The organism is Ramlibacter sp. MMS24-I3-19 (assembly GCF_050320135.1).
Lineage (GTDB): Bacteria > Pseudomonadota > Gammaproteobacteria > Burkholderiales > Burkholderiaceae_C > Ramlibacter.
In genome coordinates this window covers 3914597-3935302 of record NZ_CP190017.1, presented here as the reverse complement: position 1 = coordinate 3935302, position 20706 = coordinate 3914597, and the positions used below count along the sequence as shown (strand labels likewise).

Sequence of the window (20706 nt, the reverse complement as noted above, 5' to 3'; positions counted from 1 at the left end):
ACGATTCTGCAGTGAAACCCAGAATCGCGGGCACCACTTCAAGAGCCCGCCGATGTCCACCCCCCGCCTCACCACCGCCTCCGGCATTCCCGTCGAGGACAACCAGAACAGCCTCACTGCCGGCCCCCGCGGCCCGATCCTGCTGCAGGACTTCCACCTCATCGAGAAGCTGCAGCACTTCAACCGCGAGCGCATCCCCGAGCGCGTGGTGCACGCCAAGGGCTCGGCCGCCTACGGCACGTTCACGGTCACCCACGACATCACGCGCTACACCAGGGCGAAGCTGTTCGCCCAGGTCGGCAAGCAGACCGAGACCTTCCTGCGCTTTTCCACCGTCGGCGGCGAGCGCGGCTCGGCCGACACCGAGCGCGACCCGCGCGGCTTCGCGGTGCGCTTCTACACCGAGGACGGCAACTGGGACCTGGCGGGCAACAACACGCCGATGTTCTTCATCAAGGACCCGATCAAGTTCCCCGACTTCGTGCACACGCAGAAGCGCGACCCGCGCACCAACCTGAAGTCCGCCGACATGATGTGGGACTTCTGGAGCCGCGCGCCCGAGTCGCTGCACCAGGTGACCATGCTGTTCTCCGACCGCGGCACCCCCGACGGCTACCGCCACATGGACGGCTTCGGCAGCCACACCTTCAGCCTCGTCAACGCCGCCGGCGAGCGGGTCTGGGTGAAGTGGCACTTCAAGACGCAGCAGGGCATCCGCAACCTGTCCGCCGGCGAGGCCGTGCGGCTGGCGGGCACCGATCCGGACTACGCGCAGCGCGACCTGTTCGACGCGATCGCCTCGGGGCGCTACCCGCGCTGGACCGTGTGCATCCAGGTGATGACCGAGGCCGAGCGGGCCGACTGGGAGCAGCGCACCGGCTGGAACGCCTTCGACCTCACCAAGGTGTGGCCGCACAAGGACTTCCCGCTGCAGCAGGTCGGCGTGCTGGAGTTGAACCGCAACCCGGCCAACTACCACGCCGAGGTGGAGCAGGCGGCGTTCTCGCCGGCCAACGTGGTGCCGGGCCTGGGCTACAGCCCCGACAAGATGCTGCAGGGACGGCTGTTCGCGTACCACGACGCCCAGCTGTACCGGGTGGGCACGAACCACCAGCACCTGCCGGTGAACCGTCCGCGCTGCCCGTTCCACAACCAGCAGCGCGATGGCGCGATGGCCATCGACAACGGCGGCAAGGCGCAGAACTACGACCCGGTGAACCCGTACGGCAGCGACAGCCACGGCTTCGGCCATGGCGACGCGGGCTGGCCGCTGCAGGGCCTGGCGGGCCGCTACGACGACCGCGGCATCGACGACGACCATACCCAGGCCGGCAACCTGTACCGCCTGCTGTCCACCGAGGAACAGGATCGCCTGACGACCAACATCGCGAACGCGCTGCGCGGCGTGACCGTGCCGGCCACGACCGAGCGCCAGCTCGCGCACTTCGCCAAGGCCGACCCGCGCTACGGTGCCGAGGTGGCACGGAAGCTGCGTGTGTGATCGCGGGGGCGCCCCGGACGGGGTCCAGGCGCTGCCCTTGTTTCTTCATGGATGTTGGCACCGGGTGGCGCTCGCGCGCCGTCCGGTGCTTTTTTTGCCGACTCAGACCCGCGCATCCTCCATCCGCTCGCCCGGCTGCAGTTCGTCGAGCACCAGGTCCAGCGTCTCGGCGCGCTCGAGGGACGTGGTCGGGCCGATCGGCGCGACGGCGGTGAACTGGCCATCGAGGTACAGGAACCCCATGCGCGAGGCCGCATCGCGCATCGCGGCCTTCGCGCTGGCGGCCTCGCCCGCGAGGCCGTTGCCATCCAGGACCCATTCCCATCGCCCGTCGGCGCGGCGCGCAAGCCGGCCCAGGTCGATGATGGTCATGTCGAGGTTGCGCGCGTAGAGGCGGCCATTGGCCGCGATGAAGCTGAAGTGCCGGCGCGTGCGGCTGGTGTCGTGGGTGGAGGCCATGCGGCCAATCTCCACCATCCCGCGCGGCGCGTCTGTAGGACGCGTCAGTCGTCGCGGTAGACCTTGCGCAGCAAGCGCAGCAGCGTGCGCTGCTCCGACGTCGTCAGCCGCCTCGCGACATCGGCCTCCAGCTCGGCGGCTGTTCGCTCGGCCTGCCGCATCAGCTTCATGCCTGCGGGCGTGACGTGCAGGCCGGTGGCACGGCCATCGCGCGGGTGCGGCATGCGTTCGATCAGGCCGCGTTTCTCCAGCGCCGCCACCAGGCTCACCAGGTTGGGCGGCAGGATGCCCAGCGCGCTGCACAGCTGCCGCGAGGTGATGCCGGCGTTGTGGACCACCAGCGAGAGCACGGAGAAATCGACCGGCCGCAGCCGGTAGACGGCCATGCGCTCCAGGAACACCTCGATGACGGCCAGCGCCGCGCGGCGCGCGTTGTAGCCGAGCAGGCTCTCGAGGAAGGTCGTGTCGACCGTCTCCACCGACGGCACGTCGGCCGGCGGCTTGGCGGAACGCAGGCTGGAGGACTTGGCGGGCACGGCGTCAGGACTCGGCGGTGAAGCCGACCTTCTTGACCAGCGGGCCCCAGCGCCGGTGCTCCTCGCGCTGGCTGCGGTCCATCTCGGCGGGCGTGGATCCCTGCGCGACCAGGCCCATGATCGCCAGCGAGTCGACCACCGTCTTCTCCTTCAGCGACTGGTTGATGGCCGCATTGGCCGCCGCGATCACGTTGGCCGGCGTGCCCGCGGGCGCATAGAAGCCGAACCACTCTTCGGTGGTGAGGTCGGCAAAGCCCTGCTCGGCATAGGTCGCCACCTCGGGCGTGAACGGCGTGCGCGTCGCACCCGACGTGCCCAGGATGCGGATCTTGCCGGCGCGGTGGTTGGCCAATGCGTCGCCCGTCGGCGTGGAGCACGCGGCGAGGTTGCCGCCGATCATGTCGGCGACTGCGGGTGCCGATCCGCGGTAGGGCACGTGCTTGAGGTCGGTGCTGGTGTTCAGGCCCAGCAGGGCGCCCAGGAAGTGCGGCGTCGAGCCCGCGGCGGGCGAGCCGTAGCTGGCCTTGTCCGGGTTCGCCTTGGCCCAGGCCAGGAACTCCTTCACCGAGGTCACGCTGGCCGGCACCATCGGGCCGACGCTCAGCGCATGCGTCATCACGGCGGCGATGCACACCGGCGCGAAGTCCTTGAACGGGTCGTAGCTGAGCTTCGAATAGATGTGCGGGTAGATCGACATCATCGAATACGGCGTCAGCAGCAGCGTGGTGCCATCGGGTTTCGAGGCCTTCACCACCTCGCAGGCGATGCGGCCGCCCGCGCCCGGCTTGTTCTCCACGACGGCGGCGTTGCGCGTGTACGCCGTGCCGCCCATGCGCTCGGCCACGCGGCGTGCGGTGGCATCGGCCGTGCCGCCGGCCGGGAAGCCGTTGATGATCTTCACCTGCTCGAAGCCCTGCGCGCGCACGGCGGCCGGGAGGGCCGAGAGCGCGGCGAGCGAAGCGGCGGACTGCACGAACTGGCGGCGATTGGCCATGCTTTGTCTCCTCAGGCAACGTGGACGGAAGCGGGTTCGCTGGCGCGGGAGCGGCCCGCGCCGAGGTAGGTCTCGACCACGCGCGGGTCGCCGGCGAGCTGGGCGGCCGCGCCGTGCAGCTTGATCTCGCCGGTCTCCAGCACGTAGCCATGGTCGGCCACCTCGAGCGCGGCGCGCGCGTTCTGTTCGACCAGCAGGATCGACACGCCCTGCGCGCGCAGCTGCGTGATGATCCCGAAGATCTCGCGCACCACCAGCGGCGCGAGGCCCAGGCTGGGCTCGTCCAGCATCAGCAGCTTGGGCTGCGCCATCAGCGCGCGGCCGACCGCCAGCATCTGGCGCTCGCCGCCTGACAGCGTGCCGGCCAGTTGCGTGCGGCGCTCCTTGAGGCGCGGGAACAACCCGTAGACGCGATCGAGGCCATCGCGCCACTTCGGGATGCGCAGCTTCATCGGCCGGTAGCCGCCCAGCACCAGGTTGTCCTCGACCGGCATGGTGCCGAACAGCTCGCGGCGCTCGGGCACCAGCGCCAGGCCGAGCATCACGCGCTCTTCCAGCGTCGTGTCGGCGATGTCCGCGCCATCGAACAGCACCTGGCCGCGCGCGGGCAGCAGCCCCATGAGCGCGTTGAGGGTGGTCGACTTGCCGGCGCCGTTGGGACCGATCACCGTGACCACCTGGCCGGCCGCCAGCTGCAGGTTCAGGCCGGTGAGCACCTCGGCGCGGCCGTAGCCGGCGTGCAGGTCACGGACTTCGAGCAGGGGCGCGGCCATCAGTGCTCCGGTCCGAGATAGGCCGCACGCACCGCGGGGCTGGCCTGCACTTCGGCGGGCGTGCCTTCCATCAGGCGGGTGCCGAACTCCATCACCACGATGCGGTCGGTGAGGCCCATCACGAATTCCATGTCGTGCTCCACCAGCAGCAGGCTCATGCCTTCGTCCTTCAGTTGCCGCAGCACGGCGGCGAGCGCCTGCTTTTCCTTGTGGCGCAGGCCGGCCGCGGGTTCGTCCAGCAGCAGCAGCGCCGGGTCGGCGCAGAGGGCGCGCGCGATCTCCATCAGCCGCTGCGGACCAAGCGCGAGATTGCCGGCCATCTCGTGCATGCGATCGGCCATGCCAATGCGCGCCAGCTGGCGCTCGGCTTCGGCGAACAGGTGGCGCTCCTCGGCGCGGTCCAGCCGCAGCATGGCCCGCAGCGTGCCGGCATGGCCGCGCAGGTGGCCGCCGAGCGCGACGTTCTCCAGCACCGTCATGTCCGGGATCATCTTCACGTGCTGGAAGGTGCGCGAGATGCCGCGGGCCGCGATCGTGCGCGAGGGCAAACCGCCGATCGCCTCGCCGCGCCAGCGCACCTGGCCGCCGGTGAGCGCCAGCACGCCGGTGATCAGGTTGAAGGTGGTGGACTTGCCGGCGCCGTTGGGGCCGATCAGGCCGACGATGTCGCCGGCGCGGATCTCGAAGCTCACGTCGTTGACGGCGGTCAGGCCGCCGAACTGCTTGCGCACCGTGTCGACCTGCAGCAGGCGCTCGCCGCGCGTGGGCTTGTTGCGCGCGGGGAGGGCAGCGGCGCCGTCCCAGTCGCGCCGGCGCTGCGTGCGCGGCAGCAGCTTCTGAACGAAGGTCCACACGCCGTCCGGCGCGTACTTCAGGACCACCACCAGCACGATGCCGAACACGATGGTCTCGAAGTTGCCGCTGGTGCCGATCAGGCGCGGCAGCAGCACCTGCAGCTGGTCCTCGACCAGCTTCACCACCGCGGCGCCCAGGAACGCGCCCCAGACGTGCGAGATGCCGCCCAGCACCGCCATGAACAGGTACTCGATGCCCTTGCCGATGGAGAACGGGCTCGGGTTGATCGCGCGCTGGAAGAACGCGAACAGCCAGCCCGAGACGGCGGCCAGCACGGCGGCGAGCACGAACACCACCAGCTTGTAGCGGAAGGTGGAAACGCCCATCGCCTCGGCCATCGTTGCGCCGCTGCGCAGCGAGCGGATCGCGCGGCCCGGACGCGAGTCCAGCAGGTTGGCGCAGCCCCAGGCGGCGAGCAGCGCGATGGCCCACACCAGCACGTGCAGTCCTCGGCCGGTGCCCAGGTCGATGCCGAACAGTGTCAGCGTGGGAACGCCCAGGATGCCGTCGTACTTGCCCAGCCATTCCATGTTGCCCATGGCGTAGTACAGGGCCAGGCCCCAGGCGATGGTGGCCAGCGGCAGGTAGTGGCCCGACATGCGCAGCGTGATCGCACCCAGCACGAGCGAGGCGATCACTGCGATGGCGACGCCCACCAGCAGGGCCAGCCACGGCGAGGCGTGCAGGTTGACCGTCATCGCGGCGGCCGCATAGGCGCCGATGCCGACGAAGGCCGCCTGCCCGAACGAGATCAGCCCCGCCACGCCGGTGAGCAGCACCAGGCCGAGGACGACCAGCGCGTACAGGCCGATGTAGATGCTCTGCGTGATCCAGAAATCCGGCACGGGCAGCGCCGGCAGTCCCAGCATCACCAGCGCGAAGAGGAGAAAGGCGAGGCGGCGCATCAGTGTTCTTCCGCGTGCGGGTCGGAGAGCGAGCGCCAGAGCAGCACCGGCACGATCGCCGAGAACACGATCACTTCCTTGAACGCGCTGGCCCAGAACGAGCCGAAGCTTTCCAGCAGGCCGACGCCCAGCGCGCCGACCAGCGCCAGCGGATAGCTCGAGAGGCCGGCAAACACCGCGGCGACGAAGCCCTTGAGGCCGATGAGAAAGCCGCTGTCGTAGAAGATCGTCGTGGTCGGCCCGATCAGCAGGCCCGAGAGCGCGCCGATCAGCGCCGCCATCGTGAATGCAAGCCGGCCCGCGCCGCTGGACGAAATGCCCATGAGGCGCGCGCCGGCGCGATTGACGGCGGTGGCGCGCAGCGCCTTGCCGGTGAGCGTGCGTTCGAAGAACAGGTACAGCAGCACGATCAGCGCGACCGAGGCGATGAAGATGATCACGGTCTGCCCGCTCAGGGCTAGCGGGCCGAGCGTGAAGCGGTCGTCCCAGAAGCTCGGGTTGCGGAAGCCCTCGGCGCCGAAGAAGAACAGGCCCAGGCCCACCAGCGCGAAGTGCACGCCGACGGAGACGATCAGCAGCACCAGCACGGACGCGTCGGCCAGCGACTCGTAGGCCAGCCGGTAGATCAGCCCGCCGAATGGCGTGACGAGCGCCAGCGTCAGCAGCGCCTGCACCGCGAGCGGGAAGCCGCGCGGCGCGGCCCAGATGGCGATCGCCGAGGCGAACACCGGCCAGGCGAGCGTGCGCACGATGCGCAGCGCGACGCGCCTGGCGGGCACGTGGTGCCGCACGCCGTCGACCAGGTCGGCCAACGTCGCCAGCACCGCCATCACCAGCAGGAACCACACCGTGCCCGGCACCTTGCCCGCCTGGAACAGCGCCAGCGTGAGCGCCCCGAAGGCGACGAACTCGCCCTGGGGAATGAAGATGACCCGGGTGACGGCGAACACCAGCACCGTCGCCAGCGCGAGGAGCGCGTAGACGGCGCCGTTGGCGAGGCCGTCCAGGGCGAGGATGCCGGCGATCGAGAGGTCCATTTACTTGGCGACGACGAACTTCCCGTCCTTGACCTGCAGCATCACGCCGGTGTCGTTCGTGTAGCCCCAGTGGTCGTCCTTCGTCCAGTTCATCACGCCATGCGAGAAGATGGTCTTGCCCATGGTTTCCATCGCGTCGCGCAGGGCCGAGCGGAACTCCGGCGTGCCCGGCTTGGCCGTCTTCAGCGCGACGGGCACGATCTTCTCCATCACGATCGCGAAGTCGTAGGCATGCCCTGCGAACTGGCTGCGCGAGCCCGGCCCGTAGACCTTGTCGTACTTGGTGACGAAGTCGGTCGCGACCTTCTTCGACGGGTGGCTGTCCGGCAGGGTGTCGCCGACGAACGCGGGGCCCGAGACGACGTAGGTGCCTTCGACTTCCTTGCCGCCGACGCGCATCAGGTCAGGCGTCGCTGCGGCGTGGGTCTGGTAGATCTTGCCCTTGTAGCCGCGCTCGACGATGGTCATCTCGGGCATGGCGGCGCCGGAGCCCGAGGCGACGACCAGGATCGCGTCCGGGTTGGCGGAGGTCAGCTTCAGCGCCTGGGCGGTGACGCTGGTGTCCGTGCGGGCGAAGCGCTCCACGCCGACGATCTTGATGCCGTTCTTCTCGGCTTCGGCGGTCGCGGCCTTGAGCCACAGCTCGCCGTACGCATCCGTGTAGCCCAGGAAGCCGATGGTCTTCACGCCCAGCTTCTTCATGTGCTGGAACATGGCATGCGCCATCACCTCGTTGCCCTGCGGCAGGCGGAACAGCCAGTGGTCCTGTCCCGGCGGCACGCCCACGGGCGACGCGGCGACCTGCAGCGTCTTGTTCTCCGCCGTCACGGGGGCCATCGCGGCCGCCACGGGCGTCAGCACGGAGCCGAAGATCACGTCGACGTGGTCCTCGGTGATCAGGCGACGGGTGTTGCTCACGCCCTTGCCCGGGTCGGACGCGTCGTCCAGGATGGTGAGGTTGATCTTCTGGCCCGCGATTTCCTTGGGGAACAGCTTCAGCTGGTTCTGCGTGGGGATGCCGAGGCCCGAGCCGGGACCGGTCAGCGAGATGACCACGCCGACGTTGATGTCGGCCAGGGCGGCGGTGGCCGCCGTCAGCGCGATCGCGGCGGCGATCAGGGAGCGGGCGAGTTTCATCTTCTTTGTCTCCAGGGTTGAAACGGTCTCAGCGCGGCGCCATGCGCAGCGCACCATCCAGGCGGATCACCTCGCCATTGAGATGGCCGTTGGTGACGATGTGGCAGGCGAGCTGCGCGAATTCCTCCGGCTTGCCCAGCCGGGGCGGGAACGGGATCGAGGCGGCCAGCGACTGCTGCACCGCCTCGGGCAGCTGCTGCATCAGCGGCGTGGCGAACAGGCCGGGCGCCACGGTGCACACGCGGATGCCGTGCTGCGCCAGGTCGCGTGCCATCGGCAGCGTCATGCCGACCAGGCCACCCTTTGAAGCGCTGTACGCCTGCTGGCCCACCTGGCCGTCGAAGGCCGCGACCGACGCGGTGAACATCATCACGCCGCGTTCGCCGCCTTCCAGGGGCGGCAGCTTGGCGCACTCGGCGGCGAAGAGACGGCTGGCGTTGTACGTGCCGACCAGGTTGATGTTGATGACACGCGCGAAGTCGTCCAGCGGCGCGGCGCTGCCGTCCTTCTGCACCACGCGCCTGGCGGTGCCGATGCCGGCAATGTTCATCAGGATGCGGGCGGGACCGTGCGCGGCGCTTGCCCTGGCGAGCGCGGCCTGCAGGCTCTCGGTGCTGGTGATGTCGCACTGGCATGCAATGCCGCCGATCTCGGCCGCGACCTTCTCGGCCTGCGCGAGATTCACGTCGAGCACCGCGACCTTCGCGCCCAGGCGCGCCAGCTCGCGCGCCGTGGCTTCGCCCAGGCCCGAAGCGCCACCGGTGACGAGTGCGGCCTGTCCCTGGATGTTCATGGCTTGCTCCCCTGCGGCGTGATCGTGAACGGCAGCCGGCCCTCGTGGAAGGCCTGCACCATGGCGTCGCGGTGCTTGAGCACGGCGCGCTGGTTGATCGAACCCTTGTCGGTGACCTCGCCCTTGTCGATGGATGGCGGTTCGTGCATCAGGTGCAACCGCGCGACGCGGTTGGCACTGCCCGTGGCGTTGCGCGCGAGCTGGTCGGCCACCTGCTGGAAGTGGGCCTGCACCGGCGCGCTCTCCAGCACGTCCTTCAGCGGCGCGCCGTCGGGCAGGCCGGCGAGCTTGCGCACGGCGGGCGTCGGGAACAGCAGGGCGCCGACCTCGTTGCGGTTCAGGCCCGTGATGACGGCGTCCTGCACGTACGGCGCGCCGGCCGCGATGATCTTCGCGCGCAGCGGCCCGACGCTGACGAAGGTGCCGGTCGCCAGCTTGAAGTCCTCGGCGATGCGCCCGTCGAAGCGCAGGCCCAGGTGGTGGTTGCCTTCGTCGATCCAGCAGACGGCGTCGCCGGTGCGGAAGAAGCCTTCCTCGTCGAACGATTCTGCGGTGGCCTCGGGCGCGCGCCAATAGCCGGGCGTGATGTTCGGGCCCTTGTAGCGGACCTCGGTCTTGCCGTCGACCGGCACCAGCTTGAGCTCCATGCCGGGGCAGGGCAGGCCCAGGTGGCCGGACACCACCTGCGGGTTGGTGATGAAGATCGCGAACGGCGACGACTCGGTCATGCCCAGGCCTGTGCCCATCACGATGCGCTCGCCGCACTCGGACTCCTGCACCTCGTGCAGCAGGTCCCACACCGGCTGTGCCAGTGCGGCACCGGAGTAGAAGAACATGCGCACCCGTGACAGCAGGTTGCGCCGCAGCGCCGCGTCGGTCTTCATCGCGTTGGCGATCGCCTCGAAGCCGGTGGGCACGTTGAAGTACACCGTCGGTGCGATCTCGCGCAGGTTGCGCAGCGTCTCGCCCATGAGGGCCGGCGTGGGCTTGCCGTCGTCGATGTAGAGCGAGCCGCCGTTGTAGAGGACGATGCCGACGTTGTGGTTGCCGCCGAAGGTGTGGTTCCAGGGCAGCCAGTCCACCAGCACCGGGCCGCTGCCGTCGATCTCCTCGGCGAGCAAGGGCATCGAATGCCGCATCTGCTGCTGGTTGGCGCACCACATGCCGTGGGTGTTGATCACCGCCTTGGGCAGCTTGGTGGACCCGGAGGTGAAGAGGAACTTGGTGATCGTGTCCGGGCCGGTGGCCTGCATGGCGGCGTCGACTTCGGGAGTCGGCACCGTCTCCAGGAGAACGCTCCAGGGCGTCGTCGCGCGGTCGGGCAGCTCGCCGCTGGCGAGCACCACTTCGGTGTCGGTATCCACCGTCGCCACGATTGCCTTGCCGTACCGCGCCGCATCGCTCGCGAACACCAGGCCCGGCGTCAGCGTGTTCAGGACGTGCCGCAGCTTGTCGTAGTCCTGGCTCACCGTGGAATAGGCGGGCGACACCGGGCAGTGCGGCACGCCGGCATAGAGGCAGCCGAGCGCCAGCAGCGCGTGCTCGAGGCTGTTCTCGCTGAGGATCGCGACGGGCCGGTCCGCCGACAGCCCGCGATCGAGCAACGCCTGGCCGATGCTGCGGGCCGCCTGCAGCGCCTGCCGGTAGGTGATGCGCTGCCAGTCGCCGAGGGAGCCGTCGGGAAGCCTCTCGCGGCGCGCCATGAACAGGCGGTCCGGGGCGATGGTGGCCCAGTGCACCAGCTTGTCGGTCATGCGCGTGGCGCAGGGCGCCAGCTGCTGCTCGGCACGCAGGTACTGCACGCCATTGGCGCCGCTGCGCAGCTGCGCGCGCGTGACGCCGAACGTCATCGCCCGGTAGCGCGGCGCGGCGGTGGAGCGGGCGGTGGTCACTGCTTCTGCACCTTGGCGGCGCGTCCCTCGAGGAAGGCCCGCACGCGGTCCTTGGCTTCGGGGGCGCTCTGCACGATGGCCGAGATCAGGGCTTCGGTGAGGAAGCCCTGGTCGGCCGGCTGTTCCGCGATGCGCGGCAGGGCGTGCATCAGCGCGTAGTTGGTGAGCGGCGCGTTCTGCGCCACGCGCTCGGCGATGGCCAGCGCGCGCGTGAACGCCTCGCCCTTGGGCACGAGGTACTGCGCGAAGCCGGCGCGCTCGCCCTCGGCGGCGTCGTACACGCGGCCGGTGAACATCATGTCGGCCATGCGCGCGGCGCCCACCAGGCGCGGGATGCGCACCGAGCCGCCGCCGCCGACGAAGATGCCGCGCGAGCCTTCGGGCAGCGCGTAGAAGGTGGTCTCGTCGGCCACGCGGATGTGGCAGGCCGACGCGAGTTCCAGGCCACCGCCCACCACCGCGCCATGCAGCGCCGCGATCGCGGGCACGCGGCCGAACTGCACTTCCTGCAGCGCGGCGTGCCACATGCGCGAGTGGTGCATGCCCTGGCCAGCGTCGCGCTCCTTGATCTCCGAGAGGTCGAGGCCGGCGCAGAAGTGGTCGCCGTCGCCGTCGACCACGGCGGCGCGCACCGTGTCCGGAAAGCCCATGAAGGCGTCGCGGATGGCCAGAATGAGGCCGTCGTTGATCGCGTTGCGCTTGGCGGCACGGGTGAGCCGCACCACGGCGATGGCGCCGCGCAGCTCGATGTGGAGGTCTTGGGTGGTCATTGCGGGAAGATCCGGACCCGGTCGATTATTGTTATGGGGAATAATCAAATCAAGGCCACAGACCACCCGTCATCTCGGGACTAACCCTCACTCCTTCCTCGCCATGGACCACGCCAACCTCATCGCGATCGACGTGCACACGCACGCCGAAGTCAGCTGCTGGAACCCTTTCGACAACTACGGCGAGGAGTACGACCGCGCCGCCGACAAGTACTTCCGCAGCAGCCGCCGACCGACGATCGCGGAGACCATCGCGTACTACCGCGAGAAGAAGATCGGCCTCGTGATGTTCACTGTGGACAGCGAGTCCAACCTGGGACGCCGCCGCATCCCGAACGAGGAGATCGCGCAGGCCGCGCGCGAGAACAGCGACATGATGGTCGCCTTCGCCAGCATCGATCCGCACAAGGGGAAGATGGGCGCGCGCGAAGCCGAGCGCCTGATCAGGGAAGAAGGCGTGAAGGGCTTCAAGTTCCATCCGACGGTGCAGGGCTACCACCCGTACGACCGCATGGCGTGGCCGATCTACGAGGTGATCAACGCGCACAAGCTGCCGACGATCTTCCACACCGGCCACAGCGGCATCGGCTCGGGCATGCGTTGCGGCGGCGGCCTGCGCCTGGAGTACAGCAACCCGATCCACCTGGACGATGTCGCCATCGACTTTCCGGACATGCAGATCGTGATGGCGCATCCCAGCTTCCCGTGGCAGGACGAGGCGCTCTCGGTGGCCACGCACAAGCCGAACGTGTGGATCGACCTGTCGGGCTGGAGCCCGAAGTACTTCCCGAAGCAGCTGGTGCAGTACGCCAACACGCTGCTGAAGGACCGCGTGCTGTTCGGCAGCGACTACCCGCTGATCACGCCGGAGCGCTGGATGAAGGACTTCGAGGAGGCGGGCTTCAAGCCCGAGGTGATGCCCGGAATCCTGAAGGGCAACGCGGTGCGCTTGCTCGGACTCGCCTGAGAAGAAACGTCGCGAACCGGGTCTGTCTTTGTGCCGCAAAGGCCCATGCGGCGCAAGCGAATTTACCTCTGTCGCCAGCCGTGTTGCTCGCACGCACGAACGCGTGGACAGGGCATTCCCTGCGAAACTTTTTCCGCTTAGATTTTGTCTACGGTTCACCTACGTTGAAGCCCGAATTTCACCTACAGGCTGCAGGTACCTCTGCCGGAGGCCTGCGCTAAAGTGGAAGTGACATCAGGGGCAGACAACGGCTGGTGACAGCCCCGTCGCGGAAGGAGTTCTCATGGATGTGGTTCGCAATTTCCTGGCGCGTTACGAGCAGACGCGCGAGGAAGAGATGTCGCTCGAGGACTACCTCGAGTTGTGCCGCAAGGACCCGCTGGTGTATGCGACCGCGGCCGAGCGCATGCTGGCGGCGATCGGCGAACCGGAACTGGTCGACACCCGCCACGACCCGCGCCTCTCGCGCATCTTCGGCAACAAGGTCGTGCGCATCTACCCGGCCTTCAAGGATTTCTACGGCCTCGAGGAGCCGATCGAGCAGGTCGTCTCGCACTTCCGCCATGCCGCGCAGGGCCTGGAGGAGAAGAAGCAGATCCTGTACCTGCTGGGCCCCGTCGGCGGCGGCAAGTCGTCGATCGCCGAGCGCCTGAAGCAGCTGATGGAGCAGGTGCCGTTCTACGCGATCAAGGGATCGCCGGTGAACGAGTCGCCGCTGGGCCTGTTCAGCAACGACGAGGACGGCCCGCTGCTGGAGCAGCAGTTCGGCATCCCGCGCCGCTACACGCAGCGGATCATGTCGCCGTGGGCCGTCAAGCGCCTGCAGGAATTCGGCGGCGACATCCGCAAGTTCAAGGTCGTCAAGCGCTACCCGTCGATCCTTCGGCAGGTGGGCGTGGCCAAGACCGAGCCCGGTGACGAGAACAACCAGGACATCAGCTCGCTGGTCGGCAAGATCGACATCCGCAAGCTCGAGACCTATGCGCAGGACGACCCGGACGCCTACAGCTACTCCGGTGGCCTGTGCCTGGCCAACCAGGGCCTGCTGGAATTCGTCGAGATGTTCAAGGCGCCCATCAAGGTGCTGCATCCGCTGCTGACGGCCACCCAGGAAGGCAACTTCAAGGGCACCGAAGGCTTCGGCGCGATCCCGTTCGACGGCATCGTGATGGCGCACTCGAACGAGAGCGAGTGGAAGGCGTTCAAGAACAACAAGAACAACGAGGCCTTCCTCGACCGCATCTACATCGTGAAGGTGCCGTACTGCCTCCGCGTCACCGAGGAAGTGAAGATCTACGACAAGTTGATCCGCAACTCCTCGCTGAAGGACGCCGTGTGCGCACCCGGCACGCTGAAGATGATGGCCCAGTTCTCGGTGCTCACGCGCCTGAAGGAGCCGGAAAACTCGAGCATCTTCTCCAAGATGCAGATCTACGACGGCGAGAACCTGAAGGACACGGATCCCAAGGCCAAGAGCTACCAGGAATACCGCGACTACGCGGGCGTCGACGAGGGCATGACGGGCATCAGCACGCGCTTCGCGTTCAAGATCCTGTCCAAGGTCTTCAACTTCGACAGCAACGAGATCGCCGCCAACCCGGTGCACCTGATGTACGTGCTGGAGCAGCAGATCGAGCGCGAGCAGTTCCCGCCGGAGACCGAGCAGAAGTACCTGTCCTTCATCAAGGAACACCTCTCGGCCCGCTACGCGGAATTCATCGGCAAGGAGATCCAGACCGCTTACCTGGAGTCGTACTCCGAGTACGGGCAGAACATCTTCGACCGCTACGTCACGTATGCCGACTTCTGGATCCAGGACCAGGAGTTCCGCGACACCGACACCGGCGAGATCTTCGACCGCGCGGCACTGAATGCCGAGCTGGAGAAGATCGAGAAGCCGGCCGGCCTGTCCAACCCCAAGGACTTCCGCAACGAGATCGTGAACTTCGTGCTGCGCGCGCGGGCCAACAACGCCGGCAAGAACCCGGTGTGGACCAGCTACGAGAAGCTGCGCACGGTCATCGAGAAGAAGATGTTCTCCAACACGGAGGACCTGCTCCCGGTGATCAGCTTCAACGCCAAGGCCAGCGCCGACGAGCAGAAGAAGCACGAGGATTTCGTGAACCGGATGGTCGAGAAGGGCTACACACACCGGCAGGTCCGCCTGCTCTGCGAGTGGTACCTGCGCGTTCGCAAGAGCTCGTGATGCATTGACAGCCAACGTCGGAGCACCAGCGCCCGTGGCCTCACAACCAAAGCCGGAGCGCTCGGCGCTCCACCAGGTCATCGACCGTCGACTGTCCGGCAAGAACAAGTCGATCGGCAACCGCGAGCGGTTCCTGCGCCGCTACCGCGAGCAGATCCGCGACGCCGTGCGCAAGGCGGTCGGCGACCGCTCGATCCACAACATCGAAGACGGCGCGGACATCAGCCTGCCCAAGCGCGATGTGTCCGAGCCCGTGTTCAACCACGGGCCCGGCGGCACGCGCGAGATGGTGCACCCCGGCAACCAGGAATACCTGCGCGGCGACAAGATCCCGCGTCCGCGTGGCGGCGGCGGTGGTGGCGGCGGCAGCAGCGCTTCCAACGACGGCTCGGGCGAGGACGACTTCACCTTCCGCATCACGCGGGAGGAGTTCATGAACTACTTCTTCGACGACCTGGCACTGCCGCGGCTGATCCGCACGCAGCTGCTGGCCGATGCGCCGGAGTGGAAGACCCGCCGCGCCGGCTTCGTCTCGGAAGGCAACCCGACCAGCCTGCACGTGGTGCGCTCGATGCGCGTGGGCCTGGCCCGCCGCATCGCCATGGGCGGCGACGCACGCCGGCAGCTGCGCATGGCCGAGGAGCACCTGAAGGTGATCGAGGCGCGTGCCGACACGCCTGCAGCCGAGATCACCGCGCTGAAGGCCGAGATCGATGAACTGCGCCAGCGGCTCAAGCGCGTGCCCTTCCTCGACCCGTTCGACCTGCGCTACCGCAACCGCATCCGCGAGCCGCTGCCCACCAGCAAGGCCGTGATGTTCTGCCTCATGGACGTGTCGGGCTCGATGGACGAGGCGCGCAAGGACCTAGCCAAGCGCTTCTTCATCCTGCTGTACCTGTTCCTCACGCGGCACTACAAGCAGACCGACGTCATCTTCATCCGCCACCACACGCAGGCGGCCGAAGTGCCGGAGGACGAGTTCTTCCATGCCACCGAATCAGGCGGCACCGTGGTGTCCAGCGCGCTGATCCTGATGCACGAGATCATCAAGGAGCGCTACATGGGCAGCGAGTGGAACATCTACGGCGCCCAGGCTTCGGACGGCGACAACTGGCAGCAGGATTCGTCCAAGTGCCGCGACCTGCTGGACGGCAAGCTGCTGCCGCTGTGCCGCTACTTCGCCTACGTGCAGGTGGCCGACGAGGACCAGAACCTCTGGGAGGAGTACACGCGGGTGCGTGATTCCAACATCAACTTCGCGATGCAGAAGATCGTGACGCCGGCGCAGATCTTCCCGGTGTTCCGCGACCTGTTCAAGAAGAACCCGGTGGGGACGATCACGCCATGAGTGCCGCAGCCGTCATCCCCGCGAAGGCGGGGACCCAGCGCAACGCGCTCGAGGCCGGCCGCAAGCCGCGCCTGTCCCAGGCGTCCGACTGGACCTTCGAGCTGATCGACGAGTACTTCGCCGCCATCAGGACCACGGCCGAGCAGTTCAAGCTGGACACCTACCCGGTGCAGCTGGAGGTGATCTCGGCCGAGCAGATGCTGGATGCGTATGCGTCGGTCGGCATGCCGGTCAACTACCGGCACTGGTCGTTCGGCAAGCAGTTCATCTCCAGCGAGAAGAACTACCGCCGCGGCCACATGGGCCTGGCGTACGAGATCGTCATCAACTCCGACCCGTGCATCGCGTACCTGATGGAGGAGAACACGCTGCCGATGCAGGCGCTGGTGATGGCGCACGCGTGCTTCGGCCACAACTCGTTCTTCAAGGGCAACTACCTGTTCAGGATGTGGACGGATGCCTCGTCCATCGTCGACTACCTGGTCTACGCCAAGGCCTACATCGCCGAATGCGAGGAAAGGCACGGCATCGAGGCGGTCGAGGAGGTGCTGGACGCCTGCCACGCGCTGATGAACCACGGCGTCGACCGCTACCGCCGGCCGCAGAAGATCAGCATGGTCGAGGAGGAGATCCGCCGCAAGGACCGCGAGGCCTACCTGCAGCAGCAGATCAACGACCTCTGGCGCACGCTGCCGCGCATGCCCGGCAAGCAGGAGAAGAAGGAGAAGCGCCGCTATCCCGAGGAGCCGCAGGAGAACCTGCTGTACTTCATCGAGAAGAACGCGCCGCTGCTGGAACCATGGCAGCGCGAGGTGGTGCGCATCGTGCGCAAGGTGGCGCAGTACTTCTACCCGCAGCGCCAGACCCAGGTGATGAACGAGGGCTGGGCCACGTTCTGGCACTACACGCTGCTCAACACCATGTACGACCAGGGGCAGCTGGGCGACGGGCAGATGATGGAGATCCTGTCCTCGCACACCAACGTGGTGTTCCAGCCGCCGGTCACCGACCCGCGCTACTCGGGCATCAACCCGTACGCGCTGGGGTTCGCGATGTTCACGGACCTGAAGCGCATCTGCACCGAGCCGACGCCCGAGGACAAGGAGTGGTTCCCCGACATCGCGGGCAGCGACTGGCTCAAGACGCTGGACTACGCGATGCGGCACTTCAAGGACGAGAGCTTCATCGGCCAGTACCTGTCGCCCAAGCTGATGCGCGACTTTCGCTTCTTCAACATCGTCGACGACGCCAGCCAGCGCGAGCTGGAGGTCGCCGCCATCCACGACGATTTGGGCTACAAGCGGGTGCGCGAAGCGCTCTCCAAGCAGTACGACCTGAACTGGCGCGAGCCCAACATCCAGGTGTGGAACGTCAACTTGCGCGGCGACCGCTCACTGACGCTGCGCCATACCCGCCACAACGACCGGCCGCTGGACAACGGCGCCGAGGAAGTGGTGAAGCACGTGGCACGGCTGTGGGGCTTCCGCGTGCGGCTGGAGAGCGTGGATGCGCACGAGCGCGTGCTGCAGCACTGGGAAGTGACGCCGCCGCAGTCGCACCTGTGATGGGCGGGCTCAGGCAGGGATGACCTGCCGCACCGCCTGCTTGAACGCCGGCCAGTACGGCAGGCCCGAGCCCAGGTAGCGCTGGGTCATCAGCACCAGGCCGAAGCCGTCGCGCGGCGAGAACATCCAGCGCGTGGCGGACATGCCGCTCCATTGCACCTCGCCGGGTTCGGCCGCCGGATCCTGCGAGGTGCGCTCGCGGAAGACGGAAGCTGCGAAGCTGTGGCCGCGCCCTTCGAGCATCGGCTGGCCCGGGAAGCCCATGCGCATGTCGCTCGGAATCTGGCTTTGCGTCACGCACGCCATCGTGGGCGGCTTCAGCAGCGGCGCGCCGCCCGTGGCGAGGGCTTGCACCAGGCGCGTGTAGTCTCCCAGCGAGGAGACCAGGCCGCCACCCGGATTCAGGCGGGGTGCCGGCCGGCGGAACGCGCCTTCGTACGGCAGGTGCTCGGCATTCGCGAGGCCCGGCTTGCCAGGGTCGTTCACGTCACCGACGTAGTGCGTCGCCAGGCGGTGCTGCTGGTCCTGCGGCACGTGGAAGAACGTCTCCCGCATGCCGAGCGGGCCGAAGATGTGCCGCTCGAAGTAAGCGTCCAGCGGCAGACCGGACAGCACCTCCACGAGCCGGTCCACCACGTCGGTGGCCACAGAGTAGTTCCAGGCGCTGCCCGGCTCGAACAGCAGCGGCAGCGTGCCCAGCGCGTCCATCTGCTGCGCCAGCGTCGTGGCCGGACTGCCTGTCTTCGCCTCGACGTAGGCACGTGCGATCGGCGTCTCCGGTGCCAGGAAGCCATAGGTGAGACCGGCCGTGTGCGTCAGCAGGTGGCGGATGCGCACGGGCTCCTTCGCCGGACGCGCGGTGTCCAGCGGCGCGTCGGGTGCGGCGAGCACCTGCAGGTTTGCCAGCGCCGGGATGTACTGGCCGATCGGGTCGTCGAAGCCGAAGCGCCCCTGCTCCCACAGCTGCAGCGCCGCGCAGCTGGTGACGAGCTTGGTGCAGGAGAAGATGCGGAACAGGTGGTCCAGCCGCATCGGCTCCCGCCGCTCCAGGTCGGCGAAGCCGACGCAGCGGCGGGCCACCACCTCGCCGCGGTGGATCACGGCGTAGTTGAATCCGGCGAAGCGGCGGCCATCCACCTCGGCCTGCAGTGCGGCGTCGACACGATCGAAGTTCATGCCGCCACTCTAGCCGGGCGGCGAACCGATCCGCATGCAGCCGTGCAGCGACCCGCCGCCGCGCGCGATCACTGCGACTTCGCCTGCGCCATCTTCTGCGGGTCGTCCTCGGGATTCACGTACTTGATGTCGAACGGGCCTTCGCCGTGGATCTGCACCACCGTCGGCCCCTTCGCCATCGCATAGTGGTTGGTGCCGGCGGGAACGGAACCGAAGGCGCCCTGCTTCATCGGCTTGAGCGCCTTCGCATCGAACTTGTCGCCGAGGCCGTACAGGAAAGTTCCCGAGATGACGGTGAGGTTCTCGGTTTGCGAGTGCGAATGAGGAGCGACCTTGTAGCCGCCCGGCGTGGACAGGCGCATCACGAAGGGACCGGGCTTGGACGGGTCGCCCTGCAGCACTGCCACTTTCGCGCCCTTCGGCAGCGTCGGCGGCGCATCGCCCCACTGCATGCCTTCGCCGTCATGGACGGCCCAGGCCGGTGCGGCCGCAAGGAGCGTCGCCGCGGCGGCGCATGAAAGCAGGAGGGGTTCGACGACACGGCGCATGATCGGTCTCCTTTCGTGGGCTGGTGACGGGCGTTCTAGCACCGTGCGCGCCTCCGCGCAGCAGGTACATGCGTGGCCGCCGGGGTGATCGGCGCCGCTCAGTCCGCCCGGCAGAGGAGATACAGCCAGTCGTCGTCGACACGCGCGAACTGCTCGGCTGCCAGCTCCTCTCCCGCGCGCGAGAACATCCGGATCCCGGTGAATGCCGGCTGCAACTGCGCGAGCTGCGCCGCCGGGCGAACGTAGTACGTCGCCAGCCTGCACTCGTGCGCCCCGTCGTTGACGATGGCCCAGTCGAGGCGTTGCGCGGCCACGCGAGAGACGTCGCGTGCGTGGCGTCGCCTCCATCGCCACCAGTTCGCGAGATTGCGCCGCAGCCAGGCCGGGTCCCTGCAGAACTGCGCGCGCAGCCGCATCAGGTGTCCCAGGGCCTGGATGTTGTGGGTCGAGAAGCAGAAGAGGGCGCCTGGCCGGCACACGGTGCGGATCTGCTGCAGCGCGCGCAAGCGGTCCTCGTGCCCGAGGTAGTCGAGCCCGTTGAAGCTGAAGAGGACGAAGTCGAAGCGGCGTTCACCGAAGGCGGACAGGTCGCGGACGTCGGCCACCTCGAAGCGGCAGGTCGGGGAACGCCACTCGCGGCGGCAGTGCTCCACCATCGACGGCGAGATGTCGACGCCGGTGTACTCCGCCACGACCGGCGCGAAGTGCCGGGTGGTGCGACCGCCGCCCACGCCGATGTCGAGCATGGACCACCGCGCCATGCGGGGCCGCAGTTCGTCGAGGATTTGCCTCTCGGGCGGCTGCAACGATGAATCCGCTGCGTAGAAGGCGACCAGCTGCGGGTCCAGCCAGGTGGCCGCGTTCAGCGCATTCATCCGGGCGATCGGGAACGCGGCTCGTGGCTACGGAAGCTTTGTCACCACCTGGGACATCTCGTCGCGCGTCAGCGCGCGCAGCGACTGGAACTTGACGTTGCCGGCGCTGGCGATCGCCAGCGAGTACGCGACCATGGCCGCGTCGTCCTTGGCCTCGCATTCGACCACGAGGTCATAGGCGCCCAGGGTCCAGTGGATGTTCTTCATCTGCACCCCGAATTTGGCCCCGATCTCGCGTGCCGCGTCGGCGCGCTTGACGGTGTCCTTGACGGTGCGCATGCCCTGTTCGGTGAAGGTCGCAAGCCCGATGTATGTCGCCATGATCGGCTCCTGGAGGTTGGGGCGCTGACACTAGTCCGCGCGGCCCGA

At 68.0% G+C, this 20706-nt stretch carries 19 protein-coding genes; 5 read left to right on the top strand and 14 right to left on the bottom strand.

Annotated elements, in window-relative coordinates; translation table 11 throughout:
• The first annotated feature begins 52 nt into the window (after nt 1-52).
• On the top strand, nt 53-1501 hold the full coding sequence (locus ACPWT1_RS19460) for a catalase (RefSeq protein ID WP_427912777.1): 1449 nt from the start codon (nt 53-55) through the stop codon (nt 1499-1501).
• Nucleotides 1502-1603: 102 nt separating this feature from the next.
• Here the strand turns inward: ACPWT1_RS19460 and ACPWT1_RS19455 are convergent, their stop codons facing one another.
• The 10 genes from ACPWT1_RS19455 to ACPWT1_RS19410 are packed head-to-tail and all read right to left on the bottom strand — an operon-like array spanning nt 1604 to nt 11652.
• A complete protein-coding gene (locus ACPWT1_RS19455) occupies nt 1604-1960 on the bottom strand; it encodes a hypothetical protein (RefSeq protein ID WP_427912776.1) in 357 nt (118 codons plus the stop codon).
• 44 nt (nt 1961-2004) lie between these two features.
• Entirely contained in the window at nt 2005-2475 is a 471-nt protein-coding gene (locus ACPWT1_RS19450) for a MarR family winged helix-turn-helix transcriptional regulator (protein ID WP_427915600.1), read from the bottom strand.
• 25 nt (nt 2476-2500) lie between these two features.
• On the bottom strand, nt 2501-3490 hold the full coding sequence (locus ACPWT1_RS19445; RefSeq protein WP_427912775.1) for a Bug family tripartite tricarboxylate transporter substrate binding protein: 990 nt from the start codon (nt 3488-3490) through the stop codon (nt 2501-2503).
• A gap of 11 nt (nt 3491-3501) precedes the next feature.
• The gene (locus ACPWT1_RS19440) at nt 3502-4263 is read right to left on the bottom strand and encodes an ABC transporter ATP-binding protein (RefSeq protein WP_427912774.1); all 762 of its coding nucleotides are present in this window, start codon (nt 4261-4263) and stop codon (nt 3502-3504) included.
• Nucleotides 4263-6023 (bottom strand): ABC transporter permease subunit, encoded by a 1761-nt coding sequence (locus ACPWT1_RS19435; RefSeq protein ID WP_427912773.1) that lies wholly within the window; start codon nt 6021-6023, stop codon nt 4263-4265. Before ACPWT1_RS19435 ends, ACPWT1_RS19440 begins: the two co-directional genes overlap by 1 nt.
• Nucleotides 6023-7060: a branched-chain amino acid ABC transporter permease gene (locus ACPWT1_RS19430; RefSeq protein WP_427912772.1), complete on the bottom strand. Its 1038-nt coding sequence runs from the start codon at nt 7058-7060 to the stop codon at nt 6023-6025. The genes ACPWT1_RS19435 and ACPWT1_RS19430 overlap by 1 nt, the downstream gene beginning before the upstream one ends.
• Nucleotides 7061-8197, bottom strand: coding sequence for an ABC transporter substrate-binding protein (locus tag ACPWT1_RS19425; RefSeq protein ID WP_427912771.1), 1137 nt, complete (start codon nt 8195-8197; stop codon nt 7061-7063).
• A gap of 28 nt (nt 8198-8225) precedes the next feature.
• Nucleotides 8226-8990, bottom strand: a complete 765-nt coding sequence (locus ACPWT1_RS19420) for an SDR family NAD(P)-dependent oxidoreductase (protein ID WP_427912770.1) — start codon at nt 8988-8990, stop codon at nt 8226-8228.
• Nucleotides 8987-10840, bottom strand: a complete 1854-nt coding sequence (locus ACPWT1_RS19415) for a feruloyl-CoA synthase (protein ID WP_427915599.1) — start codon at nt 10838-10840, stop codon at nt 8987-8989. The genes ACPWT1_RS19420 and ACPWT1_RS19415 overlap by 4 nt, the downstream gene beginning before the upstream one ends.
• Before the next feature lie 38 nt (nt 10841-10878).
• Nucleotides 10879-11652 (bottom strand): crotonase/enoyl-CoA hydratase family protein, encoded by a 774-nt coding sequence (locus ACPWT1_RS19410; protein ID WP_427912769.1) that lies wholly within the window; start codon nt 11650-11652, stop codon nt 10879-10881.
• Between the two features lie 103 nt (nt 11653-11755).
• On the opposite strand from ACPWT1_RS19410, the gene ACPWT1_RS19405 reads away from it, so the two are divergent.
• The 4 genes from ACPWT1_RS19405 to ACPWT1_RS19390 all read left to right on the top strand — a co-directional run bounded on the left by ACPWT1_RS19405 (nt 11756) and on the right by ACPWT1_RS19390 (nt 17738).
• Nucleotides 11756-12619 (top strand): amidohydrolase family protein, encoded by an 864-nt coding sequence (locus tag ACPWT1_RS19405; RefSeq protein ID WP_427912768.1) that lies wholly within the window; start codon nt 11756-11758, stop codon nt 12617-12619.
• Nucleotides 12620-12902: 283 nt separating this feature from the next.
• The gene (locus ACPWT1_RS19400; RefSeq protein WP_427912767.1) at nt 12903-14825 is read left to right on the top strand and encodes a PrkA family serine protein kinase; all 1923 of its coding nucleotides are present in this window, start codon (nt 12903-12905) and stop codon (nt 14823-14825) included.
• 34 nt (nt 14826-14859) lie between these two features.
• Nucleotides 14860-16173 (top strand): YeaH/YhbH family protein, encoded by a 1314-nt coding sequence (locus tag ACPWT1_RS19395; protein ID WP_427912766.1) that lies wholly within the window; start codon nt 14860-14862, stop codon nt 16171-16173.
• Entirely contained in the window at nt 16170-17738 is a 1569-nt protein-coding gene (locus ACPWT1_RS19390; protein ID WP_427912765.1) for a SpoVR family protein, read from the top strand. The genes ACPWT1_RS19395 and ACPWT1_RS19390 overlap by 4 nt, the downstream gene beginning before the upstream one ends.
• A gap of 9 nt (nt 17739-17747) precedes the next feature.
• Here ACPWT1_RS19390 and ACPWT1_RS19385 read toward each other — a convergent pair whose 3' ends face one another.
• From ACPWT1_RS19385 to ACPWT1_RS19370, 4 genes are all read right to left on the bottom strand, one after another.
• Nucleotides 17748-18914 (bottom strand): serine hydrolase domain-containing protein, encoded by a 1167-nt coding sequence (locus ACPWT1_RS19385; protein ID WP_427912764.1) that lies wholly within the window; start codon nt 18912-18914, stop codon nt 17748-17750.
• 68 nt (nt 18915-18982) lie between these two features.
• The gene (locus ACPWT1_RS19380; RefSeq protein WP_427912763.1) at nt 18983-19462 is read right to left on the bottom strand and encodes a cupin domain-containing protein; all 480 of its coding nucleotides are present in this window, start codon (nt 19460-19462) and stop codon (nt 18983-18985) included.
• 98 nt (nt 19463-19560) lie between these two features.
• Nucleotides 19561-20337 (bottom strand): class I SAM-dependent methyltransferase, encoded by a 777-nt coding sequence (locus tag ACPWT1_RS19375; protein WP_427912762.1) that lies wholly within the window; start codon nt 20335-20337, stop codon nt 19561-19563.
• Nucleotides 20338-20364: 27 nt separating this feature from the next.
• A complete protein-coding gene (locus ACPWT1_RS19370) occupies nt 20365-20658 on the bottom strand; it encodes a GYD domain-containing protein (RefSeq protein WP_427912761.1) in 294 nt (97 codons plus the stop codon).
• Nucleotides 20659-20706 lie beyond the last annotated feature (48 nt).

Bases quoted from the DNA above. Each gene is read 5' to 3' on its own strand.
- ACPWT1_RS19460 (WP_427912777.1), top strand. From the start codon at position 53: ATGTCCACCCCCCGCCTCACCACCGCCTCCGGCATTCCCGTCGAGGAC.
- ACPWT1_RS19455 (WP_427912776.1), bottom strand. From the start codon at position 1,960: ATGGCCTCCACCCACGACACCAGCCGCACGCGCCGGCACTTCAGCTTC.
- ACPWT1_RS19445 (WP_427912775.1), bottom strand. From the start codon at position 3,490: ATGGCCAATCGCCGCCAGTTCGTGCAGTCCGCCGCTTCGCTCGCCGCG.
- ACPWT1_RS19440 (WP_427912774.1), bottom strand. From the start codon at position 4,263: ATGGCCGCGCCCCTGCTCGAAGTCCGTGACCTGCACGCCGGCTACGGC.
- ACPWT1_RS19435 (WP_427912773.1), bottom strand. From the start codon at position 6,023: ATGCGCCGCCTCGCCTTTCTCCTCTTCGCGCTGGTGATGCTGGGACTG.
- ACPWT1_RS19430 (WP_427912772.1), bottom strand. From the start codon at position 7,060: ATGGACCTCTCGATCGCCGGCATCCTCGCCCTGGACGGCCTCGCCAAC.
- ACPWT1_RS19425 (WP_427912771.1), bottom strand. From the start codon at position 8,197: ATGAAACTCGCCCGCTCCCTGATCGCCGCCGCGATCGCGCTGACGGCG.
- ACPWT1_RS19420 (WP_427912770.1), bottom strand. From the start codon at position 8,990: ATGAACATCCAGGGACAGGCCGCACTCGTCACCGGTGGCGCTTCGGGC.
- ACPWT1_RS19415 (WP_427915599.1), bottom strand. From the start codon at position 10,840: ATGACGTTCGGCGTCACGCGCGCGCAGCTGCGCAGCGGCGCCAATGGC.
- ACPWT1_RS19410 (WP_427912769.1), bottom strand. From the start codon at position 11,652: ATGACCACCCAAGACCTCCACATCGAGCTGCGCGGCGCCATCGCCGTG.
- ACPWT1_RS19405 (WP_427912768.1), top strand. From the start codon at position 11,756: ATGGACCACGCCAACCTCATCGCGATCGACGTGCACACGCACGCCGAA.
- ACPWT1_RS19400 (WP_427912767.1), top strand. From the start codon at position 12,903: ATGGATGTGGTTCGCAATTTCCTGGCGCGTTACGAGCAGACGCGCGAG.
- ACPWT1_RS19390 (WP_427912765.1), top strand. From the start codon at position 16,170: ATGAGTGCCGCAGCCGTCATCCCCGCGAAGGCGGGGACCCAGCGCAAC.
- ACPWT1_RS19385 (WP_427912764.1), bottom strand. From the start codon at position 18,914: ATGAACTTCGATCGTGTCGACGCCGCACTGCAGGCCGAGGTGGATGGC.
- ACPWT1_RS19380 (WP_427912763.1), bottom strand. From the start codon at position 19,462: ATGCGCCGTGTCGTCGAACCCCTCCTGCTTTCATGCGCCGCCGCGGCG.
- ACPWT1_RS19375 (WP_427912762.1), bottom strand. From the start codon at position 20,337: ATGAATGCGCTGAACGCGGCCACCTGGCTGGACCCGCAGCTGGTCGCC.
- ACPWT1_RS19370 (WP_427912761.1), bottom strand. From the start codon at position 20,658: ATGGCGACATACATCGGGCTTGCGACCTTCACCGAACAGGGCATGCGC.